The sequence below is a fragment of the Microcoleus sp. PH2017_08_TRC_O_A genome (assembly GCF_020738665.1).
Classification (GTDB): domain Bacteria; phylum Cyanobacteriota; class Cyanobacteriia; order Cyanobacteriales; family Microcoleaceae; genus Microcoleus.
Window position 1 is genome coordinate 21,572 of the sequence record NZ_JAEQCE010000035.1, and the last position, 26,153, is coordinate 47,724.

General features: G+C 45.8%; 16 protein-coding genes. 10 read left to right on the forward strand and 6 right to left on the reverse strand.

Annotated features, from left to right (window positions below; genetic code table 11):
- Position 1: 1 nt before the first annotated feature.
- From JGK22_RS14440 to JGK22_RS14450, 3 genes are all read left to right on the forward strand, one after another.
- A complete protein-coding gene (locus JGK22_RS14440) occupies positions 2-3,103 on the forward strand; it encodes an MFS transporter (protein ID WP_293313089.1) in 3,102 nt (1,033 codons plus the stop codon).
- Between the two features lie 340 nt (positions 3,104-3,443).
- Positions 3,444-3,701, forward strand: a complete 258-nt coding sequence (locus tag JGK22_RS14445) for a hypothetical protein (protein ID WP_293271203.1) — start codon at positions 3,444-3,446, stop codon at positions 3,699-3,701.
- A 246-nt stretch (positions 3,702-3,947) separates the two neighbouring features.
- Positions 3,948-8,507 (forward strand): response regulator, encoded by a 4,560-nt coding sequence (locus JGK22_RS14450; RefSeq protein WP_293196916.1) that lies wholly within the window; start codon positions 3,948-3,950, stop codon positions 8,505-8,507.
- A gap of 396 nt (positions 8,508-8,903) precedes the next feature.
- Here the strand turns inward: JGK22_RS14450 and JGK22_RS14455 are convergent, their stop codons facing one another.
- Entirely contained in the window at positions 8,904-10,514 is a 1,611-nt protein-coding gene (locus JGK22_RS14455) for an NB-ARC domain-containing protein (protein WP_293313091.1), read from the reverse strand.
- 376 nt (positions 10,515-10,890) lie between these two features.
- Between JGK22_RS14455 and JGK22_RS14460 the strand changes: the two genes are divergently transcribed.
- From JGK22_RS14460 to JGK22_RS14470, 3 genes are all read left to right on the forward strand, one after another.
- Positions 10,891-14,793: a VWA domain-containing protein gene (locus JGK22_RS14460; RefSeq protein ID WP_293179067.1), complete on the forward strand. Its 3,903-nt coding sequence runs from the start codon at positions 10,891-10,893 to the stop codon at positions 14,791-14,793.
- A gap of 692 nt (positions 14,794-15,485) precedes the next feature.
- Entirely contained in the window at positions 15,486-15,896 is a 411-nt protein-coding gene (locus JGK22_RS14465; protein WP_293313093.1) for a hypothetical protein, read from the forward strand.
- On the forward strand, positions 15,896-16,192 hold the full coding sequence (locus JGK22_RS14470; RefSeq protein ID WP_293179073.1) for a hypothetical protein: 297 nt from the start codon (positions 15,896-15,898) through the stop codon (positions 16,190-16,192). Before JGK22_RS14465 ends, JGK22_RS14470 begins: the two co-directional genes overlap by 1 nt.
- A gap of 91 nt (positions 16,193-16,283) precedes the next feature.
- On the opposite strand, the gene JGK22_RS14475 is transcribed toward JGK22_RS14470, so the two are convergent.
- From JGK22_RS14475 to JGK22_RS14495, 5 genes are all read right to left on the reverse strand, one after another.
- Positions 16,284-16,688, reverse strand: a complete 405-nt coding sequence (locus JGK22_RS14475) for a transcriptional regulator (RefSeq protein WP_293179086.1) — start codon at positions 16,686-16,688, stop codon at positions 16,284-16,286.
- Positions 16,672-16,947 carry a type II toxin-antitoxin system HigB family toxin gene (locus JGK22_RS14480; protein WP_293211741.1) on the reverse strand — a complete coding sequence of 92 codons (276 nt, stop codon included), beginning with the start codon at positions 16,945-16,947 and terminating at the stop codon, positions 16,672-16,674. Before JGK22_RS14480 ends, JGK22_RS14475 begins: the two co-directional genes overlap by 17 nt.
- Positions 16,948-17,049: 102 nt before the next feature.
- Complete coding sequence (locus JGK22_RS14485; RefSeq protein ID WP_106148181.1) at positions 17,050-17,250, reverse strand: hypothetical protein; 201 nt, start codon at positions 17,248-17,250, stop codon at positions 17,050-17,052.
- A gap of 170 nt (positions 17,251-17,420) precedes the next feature.
- Positions 17,421-18,032, reverse strand: a complete 612-nt coding sequence (locus JGK22_RS14490; protein WP_293179094.1) for a Uma2 family endonuclease — start codon at positions 18,030-18,032, stop codon at positions 17,421-17,423.
- Between the two features lie 516 nt (positions 18,033-18,548).
- Entirely contained in the window at positions 18,549-20,210 is a 1,662-nt protein-coding gene (locus tag JGK22_RS14495; RefSeq protein ID WP_293224560.1) for a glycosyltransferase family 39 protein, read from the reverse strand.
- 74 nt (positions 20,211-20,284) lie between these two features.
- Here JGK22_RS14495 and JGK22_RS14500 point away from each other — a divergent pair, with 74 nt between their 5' ends.
- From JGK22_RS14500 to JGK22_RS14515, 4 genes are all read left to right on the forward strand, one after another.
- Positions 20,285-21,781 (forward strand): hypothetical protein, encoded by a 1,497-nt coding sequence (locus JGK22_RS14500; protein WP_293224562.1) that lies wholly within the window; start codon positions 20,285-20,287, stop codon positions 21,779-21,781.
- A gap of 216 nt (positions 21,782-21,997) precedes the next feature.
- Positions 21,998-22,168 carry a hypothetical protein gene (locus JGK22_RS14505; RefSeq protein WP_293179102.1) on the forward strand — a complete coding sequence of 57 codons (171 nt, stop codon included), beginning with the start codon at positions 21,998-22,000 and terminating at the stop codon, positions 22,166-22,168.
- Positions 22,169-22,181: 13 nt separating this feature from the next.
- Positions 22,182-22,721 carry a hypothetical protein gene (locus JGK22_RS14510; RefSeq protein WP_293190475.1) on the forward strand — a complete coding sequence of 180 codons (540 nt, stop codon included), beginning with the start codon at positions 22,182-22,184 and terminating at the stop codon, positions 22,719-22,721.
- A 999-nt stretch (positions 22,722-23,720) separates the two neighbouring features.
- Positions 23,721-26,153, forward strand: a 2,433-nt coding sequence (locus JGK22_RS14515; RefSeq protein WP_293313095.1) for a DUF4347 domain-containing protein, incomplete at its 3' end; no start/stop codon positions are given.

A 26,153-nucleotide genomic window follows, 5' to 3' on the forward strand; every position in this document is an offset into this window, starting at 1 on the left:
TATGTATCAAAATTTGCCAATAAATCCACAACTGTATAACATCGGGTTCTGGCTGGCCCAAGTGCCTGTAGAACAGACTACAACAACAACAAGCAGAGTAGAAGACGCAGCACTCCTCTATTCCGGGCCGCAATTTTTTATTGCATTAATATCTGGAGTCGTGCTCGCCTGCGCTTTCCAACTCTTGCTGACAAATTTATCAGTAGCCGCAGGCCTTTCCTACATCGGACAATCCCACGACGATGGACACAAATCTGATAGCAGTAGTCCCGTCCGCCACATCGGCCGCAAAGTCGGTACTTGGACTCTAATCACCGTCACTGTCGCCCTATTCTTCGCTTGCTTGCTAGCAGTTAAGCTTAGTTTGATTAGCAGTCCTGGTTTAGGTGCGATCGTCGGTTTAGTCGTGTGGGCGGCCTATTTCTCACTCCTCGTCTGGGTGAGCTCCACCACCGTCGGTTCCCTGATCGGTTCCGTGGTTAACACCGCAACATCTGGCGTTCAAGCTATTTTCGGCACCGCAGCCGCAGCCCTCGGCGCCAAAGCAGCTAGCAATCAAGTAGTCGCCACGGCGAAAGCAGCAGCAGCAGCGGTGGGCCACGAACTCGGTAGCGCGATCGACCCTACAAGCTTGCGGGAAAACGTCGAAGACTACATCCAAGCCCTCAAACCGCCGGAATTAGACATCAAAGCGATGCGTAGCGAGTTTGAAAAATTGCTCAACGATCCGCAACTCAAAAGCATTGCGGGCGAAAATTTGCCGAATCTCGATCGACAAACTCTCGTAGATTTAGTCAGTTCGCGATCGTCCTGGTCAAAACGCGATGTCAACCGGATTGTAGACCAACTCCAAGATGCTTGGAAACAAGTAGGAAAACAAGACCAGAAATCAGACGGCATCGCCCAATTGATAGATTATCTCAAATCAGCAAAATCGGGAGATTTGCTCTCAGATACGCTGACAAGTAGGGTAGAAAAAGTTCTCGGCAATCTGGGCGGGCAAAATTCTGGACAAAACTCCACAATGATGTCCCAAGCAACGTCAATGGCAGTCAATGCTTTAATGGGAGTAGTTTTGGGTCGCACGGATATTTCCGACTTAGATGTCGAAAAAGTAATGGGTCAGCTTAAAACAGCTAAGGACAAAGTTAGCCAACAAGCTGATAAAATTACCGCTCAAGTCAAAGGCGAACCAGAAACTTACAGCCCAATTCGTGCTGACGTAGAAAACTACTTGCTCAACACTTATTCGTGGCAGATGAACCCTACCGCGATCGAGCGCGAATTTCGTGACGTGCTCTACGATCCAACGGCAGATCCGGGAACTGTGCGCCACGAATTGGAAAAACTAAATCAGTCCAAGTTTGCGGAAATCCTGGCAAGTCGAGGCGTTTTTACCCAAGACAAAATTAAAGAAATTTCCCAGGAATTAGAAGGAATCAGACAGCGAGTTTTACAAACTGCGATCTTTGCCGAGGAGCAAGAAAAAGCTCGCGATTTGCAGTGGCGCGTGGAAACTTATTTGAAGCTGACGCCCAAAGCAGAACTGACAGCAGCAGGTATCGGGAGCGATTTTAAGAAAATCTTAGAGGATTCTGATGTTACTTACGAACAGTTGCGCGATCGGCTTTCTCCTTTCACCAGCGATAGTTTCGTGCAAATTCTCAGAGGCCGCGAAAACTTCGGCTTCCAGGAAGTAGACCAGATTGTTAAAGAGTTGGAAAGGACGCGAGATGTAGTTTTAGCAGATGCTAAAGGTCTGCAAGAAGCAGCGCAAGTCCGACTAGACAATCAGTGGCAAAAAGTACAAGAATACTTGAAGTCTACGGGCAAAGAAGAACTCAATCCCGAAGGGCTCAAGCGCGATTTCAAAACGCTGCTGGACAACCCGGAAGCGGGAATGTGGGCGCTCAGAGCTAGAGCTTCTCGGTTCGATCGCGAAACTTTGGTAAAATTGCTATCTCAGCGCAAAGACCTCAGCGAAGACCAAGTAAACCAGCTTCTCGACAGTGCCGAAGAAACTTGGCACAGCGCGCTGGAAGCACCGCAAAAGTTGGCTGAAAAAGCCAAGGATCAGTACGACCAAACTACTACCGCCCTGGCAGATTACCTGCGGAAGACTGGCAAGGAAGAACTCAATCCTGAAGGGATTAAGCGGGATTTGACCAAATTGATGGAAAATCCCAAGGAAGGGGCTTTAGCGCTGCGCGGAAGGCTATCTCAGGTCGATCGCGATACTTTGGTCAAGCTGCTTTCTCAGAGAGAAGATTTGACCGAGGAACAAGTCAATCAAATTATCGACCAAGTGCAGGAAACTCTAGGATCGATCGTGAAAGCGCCGCGCCGTTTGGCGAAGCGGGTGCAAACTCAAGTCCAGGATTTTCAGAGCATTTTAGAGGATTATTTGCGAAATACGGGCAAGGATGAATTAAATCCCGAAGCCATCAAGCGGGACTTGCAACTGCTGCTACACGATCCAAAAGTCGGCGCTTACAGCTTGGGCGAACGACTGTCGCATATCGATCGAGCGACTATGATTTCTCTGCTGTCTCAGCGCCCGGATATTTCGGAAGCAGAAGCTGCTCGGATTGTCGATCAAATTTTGTCGGTGCGCGACCAATTCGCACTGCAAATCCAGAAAATTCAGGAGGGCATTCAATCGGTAATTGACGGAATTCTCGGAAAAGTTCGGGATTACCTCAATTCGCTCGATCGCCCGGAACTCAATTATGAAGGTATCACGCGGGATGTGCGGAAGTTATTTGACGATCCGCAAGCCGGATTTGATGCTTTGCGCGATCGCCTCGGTCATTTCAACCGCGATACTTTAGTGGCTTTAATTAGTTCGCGCGAGGACATTTCTGAAGCAGATGCGAACCGTTTGATCGACCAAATCGAAAGAAGCCGCAACAGCGTCTTGCAAAGAGCAGAACGCTTGCAGCAAGAAGCGCAGCTTCGCCTCGAAAACATCAGATTGCAAGCTGAAAAACAAGCTGAAGAAACTCGGAAAGCAGCGGAAGTTGCCTCTTGGTGGCTGTTTTTCACGGCTCTTACCTCGGCGGCTGCGGCTGCGGGTGCTGGTGCTTTAGCTGTTATCCGATAAACAAGAGTCAATTTGTGCGCTCGGATTTCTAATAGTGCCTGATGTTAGTAGAAACTCACATCAGGCACTATTTTTATCGACCTTCTTAAAAGCGGTGAGGTATTTCTGCTTAAGAGCATTTCGCCTCGATTCACCATTGTAAAACAGGTTCGTAGTGAGGACTTTAGTCCGCATTCAAGAAGGACTAAAGTCCTCACTACGAACCGTAAAGCAAATCGATTCACCATTGTAAAACAGGTTTGTAGTGAGGACTTTAGTCCGCATTTAGGAAGGACTAAAGTCCTCACTACGAACCGTAAAGCAAAACAAAATTGTTATCAGGATTCTCAAGGGCGGTGAGGTGTTTCTGGTAAGTTCGTGTCGCCTCGATTCACTATTATACAACTGGTTCGATCGTTCGGAATGCAAGTCCTCCAGAAGAAGGACTTGCATTCCGAACGATCGAACCGTAAAGCAAAACAGAATTGCGATCGGGCGAATCAAAAGCGGTTCTCAATCCAGCACGCCTGTTGTGTCAACCGCCACCGGCACCCCGCCCAGGGCGGGGCGAGTATCAAACGCGAAGTTTTTTCGTGGCGCGATCGCCCGTTTCTTTTGAAAATCGCGGTTAGCTCATGACTCGCAGGCGATCGGTTGTGCATAATGAAGGGAACTAAAGATGTGAAAATACTACACTGACTGTGGGGGGCTAGATACCCGATACCTTGGAAATACCGAGGGCTTTTGCAAATGAGCCCACAACAGTCAAAACACGCAGGCCAGGCTCGATCGCCAATGCTAAACAACCTACGTCTCCAACCTCCCCAGGCTACTTGCTTAGTAACACCGTGAGGAGGCCGACGCCATGCAACTCCGAAAAAAAACACTATTAATTATCGGTGCAGCTCTGATCAGCCTGATTGTGGTTCTCTATGCCACTGCATCAACCATTTTGCTGCACGATTTTAACAACCTGGAGGCACAGTACGTCCGCCAGGATGTCGCGCGGGCTTTGGATGCCTTAGATGATGACTTGTCGAATTTAGACACCAGCGCTCAAGATTACGCCGAGTGGGATGATACGTACTCTTTTGTCGATACACGGAACCAAGAATTTGTCAAGTCAAATTTTGTAAATTCGACATTTGTTTACTTGAGATTAAACTTATTGGTGCTGCTGGACTCCGACGGTAAGACCATCTTCAGCAAAGGTTTTGACCTGAAATCCAAAACCGAAATCCCAATTCCGGCAAGCTTGCAACAGCACTTGACCGAGGCGCTGATCGAGTCCCAGACAAGTTCTGAGGAGGGGTACCCCGCCAAAACAGGCGTCGTCACCCTGCCAGAAGCCACGCTGCTGATAGCCTCAAAACCGATCGTCAACAGCAACGCTCAAGGCCCGCCGCGGGGGACGCTGATCCTGGCACGCTACCTCGACAACACCGAAATTGGTTTGCTTTCGGAACTGACTCACCTGTCAGTGGATTTTAGATTGCCGAGTTTAGATTTTAAAGTGGGAGCCACGAACTACTCCGGACAAGGTGCTAAGGTGCTGGCTCGCTCCAGGCAGGATTTGGACAATCTCAAACTCAAAATTTCCAACCTCAAATCAGTAGAAATTTTAATCGAGCCGCTCAGCGACAGCGTAGTCGCAGGATACGCCCTGATTCGGGACATCCGGGGCAAGCTAGCGCTGCTGCTGCGAGTAGAAGTAGACCGAGTAATCTCTAGGCAAGGTCAGGCTACCCTAGAACTCTTTACTTTCTCGATATTGGCAGTAGGTTTAATATTTAGCGCGATCGCCATGCTGTTGTTAGAAAACTTAGTCTTGGCGAGATTGGCCGACTTGAGCACTAGCGTCAGCAACATCGCAGCCAACGGCGATCCAGACTTGCGCGTTCAAATAATGCCAGGAGGCGATGAACTCGCCAGCTTGGCCGACACCATCAACCAAATGTTAGAAGCATTGGGCAATTCTCAAGTCGAACGCAAGGAGAGCGAATACCGCTATCGGTTGATCGCCGAAAACTCAACCGACATGATTACCAGACACGACCCCAAAGGCGTGTTTATCTACGTCTCGCCCGCCAGCCACGCTTTGCTGGGATACGAACCTTCGGAACTGATTGGGCGCCTTCCCAACGATTATTTTCACCCCGACGATTTAGAAACCGTCGCCAAAGCTCACTCGAAAGTCCTGGCGCTGCCAGTTACTTACACCGTCAGCTACCGCATCCGCCACAAAGACGGCAAATACATTTGGTTTGAAACCACCAGCCGCACGATCCGCGATCCCGAAACCGGTGGAGTGCAAGAAATTATCGGCGTTTCGCGCGACATTAGCGTACGCAAGCAAACAGAACAAGAACTGCGAGAAAGCGAAGCTGCAATTAAAGCTTTGTACCAAGTGACTTCTGCTCCCCGTACAGACCCGCAGGGCCGCCTTTCTACCTTTGATTTGCGCCTCGAAGAACTGCTGGCAATGGGATGCCGGCATTTAGGCCTTTCCGTGGGAATTTTGTCGCACATTCAAGGCGACAACTATCAAATAATTGCTGTTGAATGTCCCGATGAGTCGATCGTCAAATCACAAATCTACGATCTGGAAAAAACCTTTTGCGTAGCTACAGCAATGGCAAAAGAACCGATGTACTTTGAGTCGGTGAGGTTTTCGGGTTTGTGTTTCAATACTCCCAATCCTGCCTTCAACATCGAAGCTTACATGGGCACTGCCGTCACGGTGGCAGGTGAAGTTTACGGCACTCTATGCTTCTTTGCTCCGACTCCTCTGACAGAACCGTTCCGAGCTGTAGATAGAGAGTTGGTGAAACTGATGGCTCAGTGGGTGGGCAGCGAACTAGAACGCCAGCAAACAGGCGTAGATTTGGCAAAAGCTCGCGACGAAGCACTGGCAGCTACGAAAGCCAAAAGCGAATTTTTAGCCACCATGAGCCACGAAATTCGCACTCCGATGAATGGAGTCATCGGCATGACAGGTTTGCTGCTGGATACCCACTTAAGTCGGGAACAGCGCGATTTTGTAGAAACTATCCGCAGCAGTGGCGATGCTTTGCTGACGCTGATCAACGATATTCTGGATTTCTCGAAAATTGAGTCGGGCAAATTGGACTTGGAGGAACATCCGTTTGACATCCGCACTTGCATTGAGGAATCTCTCGATTTGGTAGCTGCTAAGGCGGCACAAAAAAAACTGGAATTGGGTTACTTGATCGATCGCTCCGTACCACCAACGGCGATCGGTGACAGTGCCCGCTTGAGGCAAATTTTAATCAACTTGCTCAGCAATGCTGTTAAATTTACTGAAAGGGGAGAAGTGGTGGTTTCGGTGACTGCCAAAAAGCTTGCAGTGTCCACGATCGGCGCTCAAGAACTGCCAGCAATTAATGGCGAACCACGAGCAATTCACAAAGTATACGAAATACAATTTGCGGTTAAAGATACTGGTATCGGCATTCCGTGCGATCGCATGGATCGGTTGTTTAAATCTTTCAGCCAGGTTGATTCTTCAACGAGCAGGCAGTACGGCGGTACGGGATTGGGCTTAGCAATTAGCAAGCGTTTAGCCGAAATGATGGGCGGCAGGATGTGGGTGCAAAGTATGGGTTGTCTGGCTGGCAATCCTCCGGGAGATTTTAAAGTGGCAGTTTTTGAGATCGCAGGTGAAGAATCTTGCGAAATTGCCGAAAAATATGGCTCTAGCAAATCTTTACTCAGCAGCGAGCCGATCGACCAAAATCCCAAATCCGCAGGCTCTACTTTTTATTTCAGCACGATCGTTTCAGGCTGCAACAGTTCCTTACCAGTTAATTTGAGCACTACTCAACCTGAATTAACTGGGAAGCGAGTCTTAATTGTCGATGACAATGCAACCAACCGCCAAATTTTGACTCTCCAAGCTCAGTCTTGGGGAATGGTGCCTAGGGCTTCAGCTTCGGCTCGTTTGGCTTTAGATTGGATCGCGGCTAAAGAGGTGTTTGACTTGGCAATTTTGGATATGCAAATGCCACAAATGGACGGGTTGGCTTTAGCTGCGGAAATTCGCCTGTATCCCGAGTGCCAAAAGTTGCCGTTAGTGATGCTAACTTCGATCGGCAGACAAGAAATTAACACCCCTACGATTGAGGTGGATTTTGCTGCTTTTTTGAACAAGCCGATCAAACAATCTCAGCTTTACAATGTTTTAATCAATATTTTTGGGAAACAGACTGCTGAAATTAGAGTGCAGCGAACCAGCGGGCCTTTATTGCAAAGCATACCCGTGCTGGCCGAGAATTTGCCGCTGCGGATTCTGTTGGCTGACGATCATTTGGTGAATCAGAAGGTGGCTTTGCAAATTTTGCAGCGGATGGGGTATCGGGCGGATGTGGCAGGAAATGGTATCGAAGTGCTCGAAGCTTTGCACCGCCAGCCTTACGATGTTGTGCTGATGGACGTGCAAATGCCGGAAATGGACGGTTTGGAAGCTACCCGTCGCATCCGGGAGGGATTTTCAGCGGCTTTGAACTTAGAAAATGCCAGGGAAGAATCAGAAGTTTCAATAAGTGAGGAGGAATTTAACAATGGAAAATCCCAAATCGAAAATCCCGAATTTAGTGATGAGCAATCTAACAATCCAAAATCCAAAATCCCCAATCCCGAATTTAGTGATGAGCAATCTAACAATCCAAAATCCAAAATGCAAAATCTAAAATGGACGAGGCCTTGGATTGTGGCGATGACGGCAAATGCGATGCAGGGCGATCGCGAAGAGTGCATGGCTGCGGGGATGGACGACTATTTGAGTAAGCCGATCGCCATTGAGGAGTTGGTGCGAGCTTTGAGCGCGTGTAAATCTCGCTCAAATGGGGAATTCGATTGCCCGCAGCCGATTTTTTGTGTGAGCTCGCAGATTGAACCGACAGTAGGAACAAGTGAATTAGAAGTGCGATCCTCTTCGAGGGCTGCGCTAACGAATGCTGCTGTTGGGGAAAATCAACAAGTGACTATGCCCAATTCGTCCTCCGCCGTCAGGTGGGGTGCATCAAATGTCGATCGGGCTTTGTCACAAAACGGCGATTGTCTGAGTGCCAAGATTATAGAGGGACTGCGAGATGTCGAAGCTTTGGAAGAGGCGATCGACCTTTACCTCGAAACAGCCCCCGAACTGCTGCAAGGCATCTCCGTGGCTCTGTGCAACGCCGATCCGCTAGCTTTGCGGCGAACTGCTCACTCTTTGAAATCAATTAGCGGTACTCTCGGTGCTTTTCACTTGTTTGAGTTGTGCGAGGAACTCGAAATCATGGGCCGGATGGGGACAGAGGCAAATAAGCCTTTATCTGGGATGGAATCCGGGCTTTTAGAACAGGTTGAGGCCGAGTATCAAAGAGTCGAAACGGCCTTGAAAATAGAACGGGAATACAGCTAGACAGTCACAGAATAATAATTAACCTGAATCGGGCAAATCCACGCGATAAACATGATGAGGTACGTTGTTGTGCTTCAGCCCTCTTATACCATTTTTTAAAAGTTATACCATTTTTATAAAATTGTGCAACAGCCTTCGACCCCCCCTAGCCCCCCCCCTTGTAAAGGGGGGACAAGAATACTGTTATTTCATTTAAAACTGGTATTATCACAGACTTTAGCAAACAGGGAAAGTCGATAAATTGCAATCTCTTGTCGTCCTCGAACTCTATCGGATATTTGAAAAATGCTATTATACAAGCTGTCAGTCATACCTCATCTCTTTGAGAAAAGCTATAATTGCTTTGACGGTAAAGTTCGATCGACTGGTCTTGAACTATGGCTGTTTCTACGATGTCTAGTTTGTGAAATAAGGTTTTTCGATTAGCAATGGCAACTCTATATTTCCACACACTAATCCTGCACAATTCCACTGTCGCAGATACTCACAAACTTCAGAAATAATCGCATTTGCTGCATCTAAATCTTGTGCTTGAGAAGCATGATAGTGCGCTCTGATTAAGGGCTGAATATCCTCGATATCTTGCCATTCCGATTCCGGCTTGAGGGGAATGCTGATATAATAATTATAAGCTTGGCTGTGCGCTGTACGGACATTTTCGGAATTTTGATTTAAGAGATGCTCGCCCTTTTCTTGAATTAGCGGATGCAACTGATAGGATTTGAGATGGCGATCGTAATATAGCAATTGTCGCCGCTTGAGAGCAAGGATAATATTTTCTTTGAGTTCATACTTGCTAACTTCTGGCATTTGAGCACTAATTCCTGCAAAAGATAGGGGATATTCTGAGCTTTGATAGACGGAAATTCGGCCCAGACAAGTTTGCTCGCCGTCGCCCAGACGCGCGATGATTTCATCAATTAATCTCTCAATATCTCGAATCAGCAACCAGTCTCTCTGGTGTAAAAAATTCCCGACATTTCCTTGAAACTCCGTATCATCTCGAATTAAGGCTGCGACGAGTTGTAAGGCTTTGGGATGTCCAGAATAGCGATCGCCCATTTCCGCTAATTCCTCTGCATTTGCTGTCAGATTAAAAGATTGCAATAGGGAAATTGCCGCATCTCGATCCAATCCGTTGAGCTGGATTTCGCGGGTGACTGTGGGCGACAATTCGGCTAAGCTTTCGCGACTGGTAAATATAATTTTGCTTTGATGTTCTGTTTCTAATAGTTGTTTGAATAACCAAGCATATTCTGCACAATCTTCGGCGAAATAACCAGCCGCTTTTGCCTCTCCTGCTTTCAAAAGTGTGTCGGCGCGATCGAATACGAGCAAGCAAGGTTTTTCTCTGAGGATTTTGAGCAGATTTTCGGTTTTTTTGCCGCAGTCATTTTCAGCGTTGGTGGTGGCGGTAATCTCGCCGTTGGAGAGGGTGAATAGCAGGGAGTCAATTGTGCGATCGCAGGGGGGTGCTTTGCCTGTTGCGGATTGCAAGGATTGCCAAGCGGCGCAGGTGAAGGGGGTATTTTCTGTGTGGAGTTGGCGAATTAGTTGGCTGATGAGGGTGGTTTTTCCGATTCCCGGTAATCCGACTATTGAGATGGCGGTGATATCTGAGTTAACGATAGTAGTTTTTAAGATTTCGAGTTCTTTGGTGCGCTGTACCCAATTTCTGACGGGGGGTAAGTTTTCGGGGAGGGGGAAAGTGCGATCGTTTTGGTTGTCTTGGGGAATATCTGCGATCGCGGCAGCTAAAAGTAATTCTGTTTGTTTTATATCATTGCGCTCAATAATATCTTCCCAGTTATTGATTCCTACAGCTTTACAAATATCGATAAATGTTTCGCGTCGAATTCGGTTTTGCGCCCAAAATCTCCTTAAAGTGGCTTTTGAAGTTAGAGCGACTTTGCACCAGGTATCCTCACTTTTATTCCATTCGAGATTGCGTCGCACCATATCAATGATTTTCAATCCTTCCTCGGATGCTCTGAGCAAGCCTGCCATTGGTACTCCTCTACGGAAACTCTGCCTTAGTAAAGAATGTTACACGATTTAGTGAGCCGAGAAGTGAGCCAAATGAGACAAATGAGCTAAATGAGCCTTTTTTGCTGAGCCAAATGGTGAGCCGTTTAGCCTTTGCGGATTCAGGATTGTGGAGTAATGTGAAATGATGTGTCTGGCTATCAGCTAGGTTTGACGGTGCATTTGAGGGGCGATCGGGGATACAGCTTATCTGCGATCGGGAGCAATGTAAAGTTTTGTTACAAAAACAGGGCGATCGGCATAAAAAGCAGATGAAGGCCCTGATAAGTATTTAGGAAAGCTTGCTAGGCGGGCTTTGCTGGTTTTTACGCAACTATATTTGTGAGGAGATGGGATTATGAAGTTACTGACAGATGATGTGTTGTTGGGTAGTGGAGTGGATGTAAGTGCGATCGGGCTTCTGGATGAAGAGGTTAAGGGCGATCGAATCTTGTCCTATGGTTTGGATACCCGCAGTGCTAGCCAGTTAGGGGCCAGTTCGTCTTTCATTTCGACCTTCGACGGACTAAGCGGACAAGTTGGGACGATCGATCCGTCAGCCAAATTTACCCAAATTGCCAGTACCTTCAGTTTCTCCGACATCGCTGTTGCTAAAGACGGGACGATTTTCGGAATTACGCCTACTCAGTTATTCAAAATCGATCCAGTATCGGGTTTAACTTCATTTGTTGGCGGCCTCCCTGCGGGTGTCAACATTAATGCTTTAGAATTTGCCAATGATATCCTCTATGGGGCTGGGGATTCTAACTTATACGCGATTAATACCACTAATGCGGGAGTATCTTTAATCGCTAACTTGGAATCTACTGGATTCAATAGCAGTGGGGACTTGGCATTTGATGCTCCGAACACTCGATTTTTAGCGACATCGAAGGGGGCGACAAGCGATAGTTTGTATGCGGTGTCTCTAACTGGTGAAGCAGCGAAAATTGGCGACATTGGCTTTAGTAATATTTTAGGCTTGATGTTTGAGGGCGAGAAGCTTTTTGGTTTCACGGCGGATGGATCGCGAATTGCGATAAATCCTGGAACGGGAGTGGGGGTTTTTGATACCCTTGTCAAGGGTATTAGCGATCGAATTGGGGGAGCATCTGGTATTCAAATTAAGAAAGGAGAGGTACTGTCGAGCACTCCCGGAACAATTCTGTCAGCGGATACGATCGATGTATTTTTGCCACCAGGGAGCGAAATTACTTTAGAAATAACAGTCACGGTGCCTGGGGATGGTTCAGAGCCTATTAGATCGGTTCGCAGTATAGAAAATGGCGATCGGAGTGCTTCAGCCACTACTAATCAGTTACCGCTTGATGTATTTCTACTCCAAGACCTTTCAGGCTCGTTTGATGACGATTTGCCTGTTCTAAAGCGCCTAGTGCCAAATTTTTTAGATGAACTGAGGAAGATTCAACCGGATACTAAATTTGGTGTTGGTTCATTTATTGATAAGCCTGTCAGACCTTTTGGCGATCCAAATAATGCTTATGTTTATCAATTGGAGCAACCGCTAACAAATGATAAAGAGGTAGTTCGATCGACGGTAAATAATTTAACCACAAGCACAGGTGGAGATCTCTCTGAAGGACAACTGGAAGCACTGCTGCAAGTAGCGCGTCGCACTATTCAAACAAATCCAATTGGTTTTCGTGATAATGCCCGTCGCGTGGTTGTAGTATCAACAGATGATACTTATCATAAAGCCGGGGATGGTGTGGATGCTAAACCACGTCCTATTACAAAGCCTAACAATGGAGATTCTGTCGTCGATCCTGATGAAGACTACCCATCAATCGCACAAGCTAAGCAGGCATTGAGTGATGCGAATATCTTTCCTGTTTTTACCATAGCAAAAAATAATGTTGGGTCTAATAATAGACCGTTTTATCAAGATTTGGTTGACAACAAGCTTGGCTTTGGAAAAGTGGTGGAACTAGAGTCAGATAGTTCTAATTTAGTACAGGCTATTACCGATGGTTTAGTACAGGCAAATAGTCAAGTTCCACTAAATAAAAGTAGTGATGACTTTGGCTATGTGAAGGATATTTCGCCCAATAAGTATGAAAATGCTAAACCTGGTGACAAGCTGACTTTTAAAGTCAAGTTACAGAATGATGGCACAGGCCGCGATGATAATTTGAGCTTGCGGATACCTGGATTATTTGGCGCAGCAGCGGAGACCAAGGTTAATATCAAAACATTGAATTTTAATCAGAAAATCCCAGATGCTGATACGAGTAAAAAATCCCAAGAAGTTCGTTTTGTTACGAATAAAAACCTTCTAAATATCCCAATTATTCCTGTTAGTTATCCGGTAATCATGAGGGTATTTGAAGATAAAGACAATGACAACAATCCTGATTTTGAACCAACCACCCCATTAACAAACAAAGAAACATATGTTTTGGTTCATGGACATCAAGACACTTTAAATAAAGGCAAAATGGCGGCCTTAGCAAAAACAATTAGCGACCAAAATAAACAAGTAATAGTTCTTGACTGGAGTGTATCCGCTGATAATCCAACACCTAATATGTCAGCAGGATGGATTCATGATGTTGCTAATGTTGCAGTTGACATACTCAAAAATCAATGGAAAATAGATAGTAAAAATTTGAACCTTATTGGGCATAGTTTGGGGAGTTACGTCGCATCTGAGATTGGATTTATTCTGTCTAATAAGGAACCTGATAAAGAACTCAATCCTCAATATCGTCAAAATCCAAATATTGATCAAGGACAATGGGTTAACAGTCTGACTGCTCTAGACCCAGCGGCTCTTTTTGGTGGTAACTCGCCGGCATCTGGTTTATATGATTTAGATGCTGATACCACTGGCGATCAGAACCCCATTAAGTTTAGTTTTGTCTCTAAGTTCTCTAGGGCATTTTGGGGGGATACTTTTTCAGGCGATGGAACTGGCTCATCAGATTATGCCAAAAGCGCTAATGAATCAATTTATGTTGATGTCAAAAAACCTAACACTGCATTTAAAGATTTGACAAACCCTACTGACAGTCATGGTGATATTGTATATCTTTTTAGAAATCTACTGAAAGAATCAGGAGAAATCGCCAAGCTTTTAAAATTAGGCGAAGGTAAACACAGTGAGTGGAGGGAAAATACATTTGGAGGTGATGAAGCAATTCTTGTAGCAAACAGGAGCAACAATGAGGGTAACGATCCTAATATTTCACCATCATTGTTGTTTCTAAAAGACAAAAATACTCAGAATGATGACATAGCTTACGGTAGCACTGGAAATGACAATATAGATGGGGGTTTATTTGAGAGAAACTCAATTATTGTAATTCCAAGTCCTACAGGATTTTCAATTCAGGAAACAGATGATGCGACATTTAACGACGCTGGCAATGATAAGTTATACGGTGATTCTGGAAATGATAGTATCTTCAGCGGTTCAGGCAATGATACCCTCTACGGTGGTTCAGGCAACGATTTCATCAGGGGTGAAGAAGATAACGATCTCATTTTCGGTGGCGATGACAAGGACACTATCTTGGGTGACAAAGGAGACGACACAGTTGAAGGAGGTAAGGGCAACGATAGTTTAGAAGGGAACGATGGTAAAGACACTCTCATCGGTGGAGACAATGACGATACCCTATGGGGTGGTGGTGATGATTCACCCGATAGCCTTGTAGGAGGTGGGGGAAATGATCATATCAGAGGAGAAAGAGGAGACGACACACTTGATGGAGGTAAAAACAACGATAGTTTAGAAGGCAATGATGGAAAAGATACTCTCATCGGTGGAGACAATGACGATACCCTATGGGGTGGTGGTGATAGCTCGGCTGATAGCCTGGAGGGTGGTGATGGAAATGACTCTCTTCTGGGAGAAGGTGGCGATGATATCCTGATTGGTGGAAAAGGTAAAGACACTTTAATAGGTGGCGATGGCAGTGATATATTTGTTTTTTCACCCGGCGATGGTGCTACCAGTATCAATGAAGCTGATATCATTACAGACTTTGGATTTGGTAATTTATTTGGAGGAGGAGGTGTTGATAGAATAAGCTTATTTGGTAAATTGTGGGATGAGAATAATAACATTAAATTCTTGCCAATCTCTGAACCATTAAATACTCCCATTGGTAGCTTTGGCAATCGTCCCGTAGCAACTGCGATGGTGTTAGGGGATGAATATTTAGCGAAATTTAATCGTACTTTCAGCGATGGCGAGATCCAAAAGATTAAGGATGGGTTTTTTCAAAGAAGCTAAAGTGATTCGGCTAACAACTATGATTTGAGCGCGATCGCCCTTACGACAAAAAGTGCGATCGCCCTCTAAAACAATCCCCACAACCACCGTCCTTAAATCCCAACCCTCTCACAGACCTTGAATCATGATTAAACTAAAATTCAAGATATTAGGAGCACTAGCCCTAATCAGTGCAATTGGCATAGATTGTACCATTCTAGTAAAACCAGCCACGGCACAAACCGCCGCATCTCTAGCCTATCATCTCAAACAAGAATGTTGGGTCGAAAAATTTCTAGTTCTCAATCTAGTTTAGCTAATGAATGGTCAGGAATTAGAAGGAATATTCGGGGATGTCAGTAACGCACTAAAGCCCTAGAATAAATATTCTAGGGTTTATGCGCTCCGACAAAGAAACCGGGTTTTTACCGAATCTGTTGGCTGCGGCGAAGTATTTTCGCAAAAACCCGGTTTCTGGGCCCTATGCGTAAGTCATAATACGGATAAATCGCGTTTTTATCTATCCGCATCCATTCCGTTTAGGGGCTTGCAGCTTAATACTATACCAATCATTTGGCTACTCCTTCGACAATACAATTGCATGGCTGGGATTTTATTTCTACGCAAGTCCCTTATCTGCGCTTGCTAAAAAGAGCGATCGCCCTTAATCCATGATAGGGTTAAATCAAAGCAGTGAAAGCTAATTCATATAAATGACGGACGAAACTCGACGAGAAATAGCAAGACGACTAGCTAGAGAACTAGCATCAAGGACAGTCATCTCACCCATAACAGCCGGACAAGGCTTTCAAACATTTGGTGAATTTAAAAGAACGATGGGGGTGGCAGGATCGGGGTTAGCGTGGCATCATATAGTTGGGCAAACAACATCAAATTTACAGAGATTCGGGGCTCAAGCAATACACAATACAGGCAATCTCGTCCGGTTAGAACACGGTACGGGGTCAATTCATCAGGAAATTACCAATTTCTACAACTCCCTCCAACCTGAACTCACAGGTACGATCACTCTAACCGTGAGAGGATGGCTCAGCACTCAATCTTTTGCAGAACAACAAGACTTTGGCATTAGAGTTATTATAGCTTTCGGAGGAACAGTTTAATGCTGACTCTAGATATCCAATCAATTCTCAATTCTATTCCCAATGAAATTAGCTGGCAAGATATCGTACAGTTTGAAAAACTAGACGATCGCGTTAGCATTGCTAATGACCTTTGTGCTAACATTATTGGTGTCAATGAAAGTACGATCGAATGGTGTCCTAATGAAGATTCTGCCGATCGTTTAGAACAACTGGTTTGGTGGTGGGTTGTGCGTCCCGATTTAGGAGCGGCGATTGCCAAAGAAGCTCCTCAAGAACTCAAAAATATTATCAGTCAATACATTCTGCAATCTTGACAAAAACCAGCGCTCGTCTGTGGTTCAAAAAAATGCGATCGCCCTTAACGACAAAAAGTGCGATCGCCCTTAATCCCACTACATCCATCAGCTAATTAGTAAATAAACTCGGCTCTACATGAAACAAACTACCCAGAATCAACGCCTGCTCTTTGCTGAAATATCCCTCACCGTTAACCAATTGATATACTCCTTCTTCAGAGCCAATAATTCCCACTAAATCCGCAGGTTTTAGCGATCGCTGTTCCATCAAAAACAACAACAGTGAACGACGTGTAGCCGTTGCTCCCGGTGCGTAGTATTCTTGCTCAAATTTTTCAATCAATGCAATCAACAACTCATATAACTCATCTTCTTCAGGAGTGCGATCGCGACGGTGCATCAACTCTTCCACCATCACCAAAGCTTTTTCATTCTCAGCTTCATTTCTAATTATTTTTGGCTGATACTGAGACAATAACTCTTTGTATTTATCTGGATTAAAAATAAGGGTCATTTTTCCATTTTTCCTTATCATATTCAGCATGAGTAAAAATGTATTTGATATAAATTAACTGGCTTTCATAATCGATACTAACTATCAATCGGTAGTTGTTCCCTTTGATATTGAAAACCGTAAAACCTCCCACGGCTTCAGCTTTAGGGAAAACAGATTGCACTTCAACTAAATTTGACCATTTAGCTTTGTTAGCAATTTTAAACCAGTTATCCAGGGCTTCCAGACAATCAGCATGACTTTCGCTATATTCACGCATCTGCCGGTAGCTGATTATGTGCATATGTTATAGGCAATTTCAACTAAACTTTATCTTAGCTAAGCTAATTTTTTTTGTCAAGTATGCGCGAAATGAGGTAGCTTATTCCCATTGTTCCAGTTCCTCGAATGGTAGCGGTTCAAAAAAAGCATCACCGAGTTTTCCCGTCAGTAAACCAGGGGTGCGCGGCTGTGGCTGTTCTCGTCCTAATCCAAGGCGAAAATAGTGAATCAAGTCATAGATTTCTGCGAGTTTGTCTTCGGGGATGTCTTGTAATTCTTGAACGATCTTCTCAATTAGCATAAATCAAACTCTCCAATAGTTGCTGGTTAATCGATCGCACTACAAGAGTTGCGGTCTTGTCTATTATGGCTCATCGTATAATGACACAAGTTGGCTACGGGCTACGGCGATCGCCCTTTACGACAAAAAGTGCGATCGCCCGCCAATAAATCTGCCACAAATTCACCGAATCAAACTTCTCCAATTTCCGGTGCGATTTCTGCATCTACCTCTTCAAAATTCACCTTATTATAGATATCTGCCACAGAAATTTCAAAGGATACTGAAGCAAGCGCGATCGACTCATCCGATTCATTGTACTCAGCAAACGACCATCGCTTATTATCCGTCTTAGAAAAATGTTCGATATATTTCCGATTTTGATCCAGCAACAAATATTCCTCAACCGTGGGAATCGTGCGGTATCCCTCAAACTTTTTGCCGCGATCGTATCCTTTAGTTGACTCTGACAAAACCTCAATAATAACTCTGGGATTAGTAATCATATCCGTGCGGTTATTATAATATTCCGGCTTGCCACATACTACCATCACATCGGGATAGGTATAGATGCGCCTCTTGGGCATCCACAAGCGGACATCACTCATGAAAACTTCATAATCTTCAGTCTTGAAAGCAAAATTTAACGCCGCGTAGAAATTGCCAGCAATCCGATTGTGATTTGTAGAGCCACCGGCTATAGGAAATATTTCACCGTCAATATATTCGCTTTTGCACTCAGCAGCCTCCTCTAGTGCTAGATATTCCTCGGTCGAGTAGTATCGCTGTTCGGTAAGTTGCATAGTTCGATCGCAGATCATTTAACTAATACTTTTGTTTAGTATAACATTTTTCTGGAAACTCTACTACTTCTAAAATATTTTCAAAAATGAACATTCCATTCCTCTAAAAGGCGATCGATATTTTTTTTCGGGCGAAGCGGGTTAATGATTCCTGTTCACCAAAATCCTGTAGGGGCGGGTTCACCAACCAAATTTAAAATTGACAGACTATCTCTATAAACCCGCCCTAAACAGACGAATAATCTTCATTAACCGAGAGCGGAATTAGCGCATTTAAATCGCAGAAAAATGATGTCGATCGAGGTTATTTGTTGGGCAGGGCTGGTTTATTGTTTTTGTCTGTTAGCGGCACAGATGGTTGGTGAGCTCGCCCCTACAATAATTGTGGAAAATCAAATAAAAATGATGTCGGTCGAGGTTATTTGTCGGGCGGGGCGGGTTTATTTATTCTATCAATTAATGGTACATATGGTTGGTGAAACCCGCTCCTACGGTATCTTTTGGCAACACGATCGCTTATTTTTTAGTTACTAAAATCCAATCATCGGCTGTTTTGACAACCTCAGCATTCTTCAAATCTAGATGTTTTAAAACAGGTTTCTCTAACAAAAAATAAGGTTGAGGAAGAGTTTGCCATTTCTGTTGTAGCGTCGGGCTGTCGGCGACAATAACTTGTCTCTCGCTATAAAAATTCAGCGACGGACGAGGTAATTTATGAGATGTAAAGACTTGCTGGCCGGCTGGGGTTCCTTGGCGGACAATTTCGGCGATCGGCTTCACTGGATAATCCTCCGCGAGTTCCCAAACCCAGTTATCGGAAGCGACAAATACTAACAGCGTAACGTAAGTTCCCCAAATTAAAACTAACAGAAACTGTCGGTCTTTGCGGTGGAGCAATACGGCGGCTTGCGCCATTGTCAAAGCTACAAACATCAGCATTAACTGCAAATCGCCCTGGGGGGACACAATTTGTCCGCCCAGCCGTATCCAGCCACTGAAGTACGCGCAGCCGACGACACCAACTACGGCTATTACTACCAAAATTGCCGGATGAGGCAACAAAGATATAGCATTAAAATATTCTTCTGTTTCATCTTTTGCGGATTCTTCCGGGACTGACATTTGTTCCCAAACTTCAGCGAGATAGCTACCAACTGCCAAAGCAAAAGCTGGATAAACTGGCAAAACATACCAAGGTAATTTGGTATTCATCACAGAAATAGCCAGCAGATATACTCCCGTCCAAACTAATACTAATTTTGCACCGGGAAAATTGCGATTTTCCCAACTCAAGCGCAGCCCTTGCAGCCAAAATAACTGCCACGGCCATGCTGATTCTAAAATTTCTAACAGATAATACCAGGGCGGGCCTTTGTGATTGCCTACGGGTTCCCAAATGCGCCGGAAAGATTGGTTAAATAAATTAGCGTTGATGAAATCTTGGCCGTAGTGCAGCCATTGGGCAAAATACCAAGCCGCTACTGGCAAAGTTCCGATCGCCAATCCGCCCCAAAGATACCCAGAAGTTAGCAGTCGCGGGGTATCCCAAACCAGGAAAACAAAGCCGATCGCGCACAGTAGCAGCCCCAACATCACGCCTTTAGTCAAGCAAATGAGTCCGAAGCCAATCCCCGCGCCCAAAGCGTAGCGCAAGTCGCGGCGCGATCGCAGCAAACACCACATCGATGCCAGCAAAAAACACAAAACTGCTCCGTCTAACATCGCCAAACGTCCGTGCCGCAGTACCGGGAGCAGCGTCAGATAAACGAGAGCCGAAAAAATGGCGATCGACCTTCTGGGAAACAACTCGCGCCCAATGGCGTAAAGAAGCGGCACTGAAGAAGCTGTCAGCATGGCGGGTACCAACCTCGCCGTCAATTCGCTGACACCACCGACGCGAAAACACAGCCCGATCAGCCAGTGTACCAGCGGCGGCTTGTTTAAATAAGGCATAGAGCCGATCGTCGGATACAGCCAATTTAAATTACCGCGCCAAATTTCGCGGCTTACCTGGGCTGCAATCCCTTCATCCCAATCCCGCAACGCCACGCCGCCCAGATTCAGCGCGAAAATCAGCACCGCAGCCAACAGAAAAGCCAGCATCCACAGTTTGTCTGTCAAGCTGTCATTGAAGCGAGTTTTCGGTTTGCGGCTTAGGAATCGAAAGATTTCTGACATAACTTAAGAGAGTTTTTAGCGTCCCAAAGAGAAGGTAAACTTATACAGCAGTTATTTGCGATCGGGGAAATACCATGAACTTACCTGTAATCATAGATATTATAATTGGCTTAGTGTTTATCTACCTGACTTTAAGCTTGCTAGCTTCCGAAATTCAGGAACTGATTGCTACTGTTTTGCAGTGGCGGGCGGAACATTTAAAGAAGTCGATCGAAGTGCTGATTTCTGGAGGCAGCGAAGGCACCAAAGATCCGCTGCAATTGCAGCGAGTCGGACTGTTGGCAAATTCAATTTATGCCAATCCGATTATCAAGGATTTGAATCAAGGAGCGAAAGGTCTTCTATCACAGGGATTTCGTTCGTTTACCCACCGCATGGGAGATTTATACCGCCGAATGACTGGTACTAAGAATGTTTTTGGCAATAAATCAACAGGGCCGTCTTATATTCCAGCCGATAGTTTTGCTGCGAGTCTTTTGGATACTTTAAAAATTTCTCCTTTGGTGGAATCGCTGTCTAAAAGCAGACTGGAAAGATTTAAAGATTTACAGTTGGCACAAATTCAAGTGATTGGAGAGGGTCTGAATCTGCCGGAGTCTACTAAACCAATTATTGAGCAAGAATTTGGCTGGCTGACTGCGGAGTTCAATCGAGTTGTTGAAGATTATAAAAACGATTTGGGAAGTTTGAACAACAGTTTGGATCGAATGTCGGAAAAATTGGGATTTTATATTAATGATTCTCAGGTTTATCTGCCGGAAACCGAGCAGGGAGGAAGAGAATTTCAGAGACAGATGGCTTTTATTAAGGCGAGTTTTGATAGCGAGTTTGAGCGGGCAGCGTTGCGGGCGCAACTGCAACCGAGTTTGAGCAATTTGTTAAATACGGTGAGGAAAGTTAGGAAAAGTCAGGATACGGTAGCACAAATTATGGATGAGAAAGAGGAGAGTCCGATTTACAAACAAATTCAAGAAACCTTGGACAGTATGCCAGAATCTTTGAAACGCAGTCTTTATATTTTGGCGCAGCGCGCTGAAACAGGCGGTGGAGATACTCAAGAGCAGTTGCAGCGGTTTCAGAAAGAAATTGAAGGTTGGTTCGATCGATCGATGGAGCGTGCTTCGGGGGTTTACAAGCGGAATTCTAGAGGGGTGGCGATTTTGCTCGGAACTACGATCGCCCTGGCTGCTAACGCTGATAGCATTAATATTGTTAATCGGTTGTCGAAGGATTCGATGTTGCGATCGACTGTTAATTTGTACGCTAAGCAGTTGGTTGAAAAAAATGCTAACACAAAATTGGATAATTTAACCAATCTCACAAAAGTTCAAAATCAGGTCGATCGAGCTTTGGATAATGTAGCTCTACCTTTTGGCTGGAGCGAACCGAACAGGTTAGAACTAGACGCCCAGGGGAATGTATTGTTGCCGGCTTTGATGGCAAAATTGTTTGGTTGGATGTTGAGTGGCGTAGCGATTTCTATGGGAGCTGGTTTTTGGTTCGAGGCGCTCAACAAGATTATTAACATCCGGAATGCTGGGAAGAAACCGCCCTCTACTACAGACTCGTGAACGGTGGTGTTGTCGGGCCGGAGGCAACTTTGACATTAAATATAAGGTACTTCATAAGGTACGTAGTTGCGCTTGGGCGCTCTTATATATTGAAAGAGCGCTGAAGCGCAACTACGTAATTAAGGTATGTAGTTGCGCTTGGGCGCTCTTATATATTGAAAGAGCGCTGAAGCGCAACTACGTACCTAACTTGCGAGCGAGCATTTGAGGTTTGAGATGTTAGATGGGGTCGATCGATCGGAATCGGGGGGTTTGGAGGACTCTTTGTTGAAGCGGTCACCTACAGGATACTCGATTAGATCGGTAATTACTGACCGATCGCCAATTGGGGAAAATACAGAAAATATAAATTCCGTGCGATCGCGGATGGCAGCACCAGAGAAATAGGCGAAACTGATAGATGAGTGCAATAGCCGCGAGCCAAACCAACCTAGTTCCTGCCTGTTTCCAACGCTCTGACTCCAAGGGTACATCTACCAGCCAACACCCTTTTGGAGGAAGGAATATGTTCACTTCTTTGACGGAAACCAATCCCGCCTCGGAATACCAAAATCCCGGATCCAGAAGTTTTGCATTTAATGACTCCAGCATCATTGACGGCGGATATTTTGTCTCTGGGATTTTCGCGACGCTTGCAGTAATTTTAGTCAAGTCTATGTCTGACGGGATCCAGCAAGTTATCTCGGCACTTCAAAAATATGCCTCTATCCTGATTAGAGAGATTGACAAAGTTTGCACAATTTTTGGCGGCAGTTCAGATTGCCTCGAACCAGATGACAGCCAATTGCTAAAATGGCACAGTTCCCTGAGTGACAAAAACGGACTGGGTTCGTGTTATGCCGATCGAGATAGCGACACACTCAGCAACGGCCGCGCGCGCGATCGGTTGTTTGCTAAGGAGAGTAATGTAATTGAGGCTGTGGAGCGTAAAACACGGTGATTGGCCACAATGGAATTGTCATTAACCGCCTGACGGGGCGCGAGGATGCGATCTGACTGAATCTGCGATCGATCGTATCAACTCCCGTTGAATAATTCTCATAGCCTTTGTAGTGTAGTGACGGCCCAACTCCGCAAAGTTCCTGTGCCCGCGCGCAAACAACTTAAGTGCGATGATTAATCGGCACTTAATCTCAGACTGTTTTGATGCTTAGTAAATGCCACCAAACCTACTTGGTATCAGTATTCTGGTGTCTCAAAAATCTAGCCAGCCACGCAGCCTATCTCGTACAATTTTAGATTTTCAAAGTGGGGATGACTGAGGTCGCTCTTCAGTTGACAGTTGACAGTTGACAGTTGACAGTTGACAGCTTGCCCGAAAAGCCGGTCGTTGGGTTGAGGGCGACCTCTACCGGGAAGTCCGAGGATTGGAGTAATGAATAGTCTTCTTTTAATTACTCCCGGGACTCCGGCTTTCAACCAATTCTTTCTGGTAATTTCGATCGCGCCTAAAGTTGCATTCTTTGTTTTAATTGGCTGAATTATTCAAAATGTATTATATAATTCATTTTAAAATTTGACCTAATACAGGTATGGACACGACTAAACCGTGTCTATCTACGCAAATTATCTGAGTAAAATCAACAATAGTAAATCTAATTTAGAGGGGTTACTCAGTAAGTAATTACCGTTGCACCCATTTTTTAATGCCTATAATTATCGGTATTTGCAGCCAATAATGCTGAAAAAGTCCGGCTTCAAAAAAGCTGGATTTTTTTGAATATGCGCCACATATTTGTTAGATATTTCAACAATTCTCACCAAAAAATTGAGTAACTACAAGCGGAAGTAAGTACAATCCGGAAAATAAAACATTTAAATAATTGATTAGTAAATGTTGCACTATTTTCAAAATAGGTGTTAATATGAATTCAAATAAGACTGATAAGAACACTCCTGGGCTGTATCTACCAATAACGCCCTTAATGGAGTATCACAAATGAGTTCTACATTCGCTCAAACTAACTCACAATCTTCTTTGGAGAAATTGCACCCACGTTCCTTAGTATTCATTGATTCCGGGGTGGAAGATTACGAGTCAATTGCAGCGGGAGTGCTACCTGGGCAGCAGGTAGTAATCCTCGATAGCACCAAAAATGGCATCCAACAAATTACGTCTGAAATTGAAAACTACGCCTCTACCAACGGGGCGATCGACTCGGTACACATTATTTCTCACGGCAGTTCTGGCAGCCTGCAACTCGGTAATACCGCTCTGGGTTCAGATAACATCGATCAATACAAAAGCCAGTTGGAAAAGTGGCAGACTTCACTAGCTCCAGAAGCCGACATCATGCTGTACGGCTGCGATGTAGCAGCAGGTACAGGCGCTAATTTCGTTGACAAGTTAAGCCAATTAACGGGGGCTGACGTTGCCGCATCCACCAACATTACTGGTAAAGACGGCGACTGGAATTTAGAATTTTCTAAGGGTCAAATTGAATCGGACTTAGCCTTGAACTCCGATGTGATGGCAAATTACCAAGGTGATTTAGCTACTATCGTCGTCACGAGTAATAGCGATAGCGGAGCAGGTTCCTTGAGAGCTGCGATCGCCTCCGCTGTTGCCGGGGACACAATTACCTTCGCTCCTGGTCTAGCTGGTCAAACCATCGCCCTTACCAGCGGTCAAATCGATATTCCCGTTGGCAAAAACCTCACCATTGACGGCGCCGGTGCAGCGGGTTTAACCATCAGCGGTAACAACTCATCCCGTGCCTTTTTTGTCAATGCAAACGTTGTGACTGCGACGAATTTTGCGGTCAAAAATCTCACTCTTGCCAACGGTAAAACGACTGGGACAGGTGGGGCGATCGGCACAACGGACGAAGTAAGGCTCACAGTAGACAACGTTCAGTTTAATAACAACGTTGCCGATAAAGGTGGTGGGGCAATTTTCGGCAATTTCAACAATACCCTGACAGTATCGAACAGTAAATTCAACGGCAACATCGCGACGGGGGGTAATGACGAACGCGGTGCAGGTGCGATCGGCTTTTTGAGCTCCAAAGCTTTTACTGTCACCAACAGCGACTTCACCAACAACAAGGGAATTAACGGTGGGGCAATTAACAGCCTTCAGGGCAAGTTAACAATTGACAATTCGCGATTCATCGGCAACGACACCAGCGCAGCCTCTTACGCAACAGGTCAAGGTAATCCTGGTTTAAGGGGTAACGGTGGCGCTATTTACACAGACAGAGCCAGCGGTCTAAATGAAGCTTCCGGCACAATCAAGATTACCAATAGCGTATTTCAGAACAATAAAGGTCGAGGTGAAGGAGGTGCAGCTTATCTGTTCACGGGCAGCCAAGACAATGTAATTTTGGAAAACACCACCTTCCAAAATAACGAAGTTATGGCGCTAACAGGCAGTCCCGGCGGTGGAAATCCTGGAAACGGTGGTGCGGTAACGGTTTTGAGCGACAGCACCAACCAGGGATTGACTATTACCAACACTAGCTTTGCTGGCAACAAAGCCAACAATCAAGGTGGTGGCCTGTGGATGCGAAATGCCCCTGCTACGATTACTAACAGCACGTTTTCTGGCAACTCCACCGCGTTTGCTGCTGGTGATTTCAACAAACTGGGCGGTGCCATGACTCTTGGTGCACGCACAACTATTGTCAACACGACGATCGCCGATAATAGTGCCGGTTGGGTTGGTGGAGGTATCTTCGCCGATGCCAATAATGTCACCCTCAAAAACACGGTTCTTTCCAACAATACAGCGGCTAACGGAGGAAACCCTTGGGGAATTCAGCAACACGTCACCGCCCAATATAGCGATCAAGGAGGGAATTTTCAGTGGCCGCCCAAAAACCCCAATGACGGCAGCGATGTCAATGCTACGGCAAGTGTGACTCTCGCAGATCCCAAACTCGGCCCCCTGCAAAACATCAACGGCGCTTTCGTAAGGCCTCTGCTATTAGGAAGTCCAGCAATTGATAAAGGGGTTGCAAGTGGCGCACCCGCTTTGGATCAACGCGGCGTGACTCGCCCTCAAGATGGCGATACTATTCCAGGGGCGATCGTTGACAGCGGCTCTTTTGAATACACCAATGGAGTCGTGCCAACTCCAACTCCCACACCAACTCCGGCGCCGACACCAACACCCGCGCCAACTCCAACTCCCACACCAACTCCGGCGCCGACACCAACGCCCGCGCCAACTCCCACTCCCACACCAACTCCGGCGCCGACACCAACACCCGCGCCGACTCCCACTCCCACACCAACTCCGGCGCCGACACCAACACCCGCGCCAACTCCAACTCCGACACCAACTCCGGCGCCGACACCAACACCCGCGCCGACTCCCACTCCGACACCAACTCCGGCGCCGACACCAACACCCGCGCCGACTCCCACT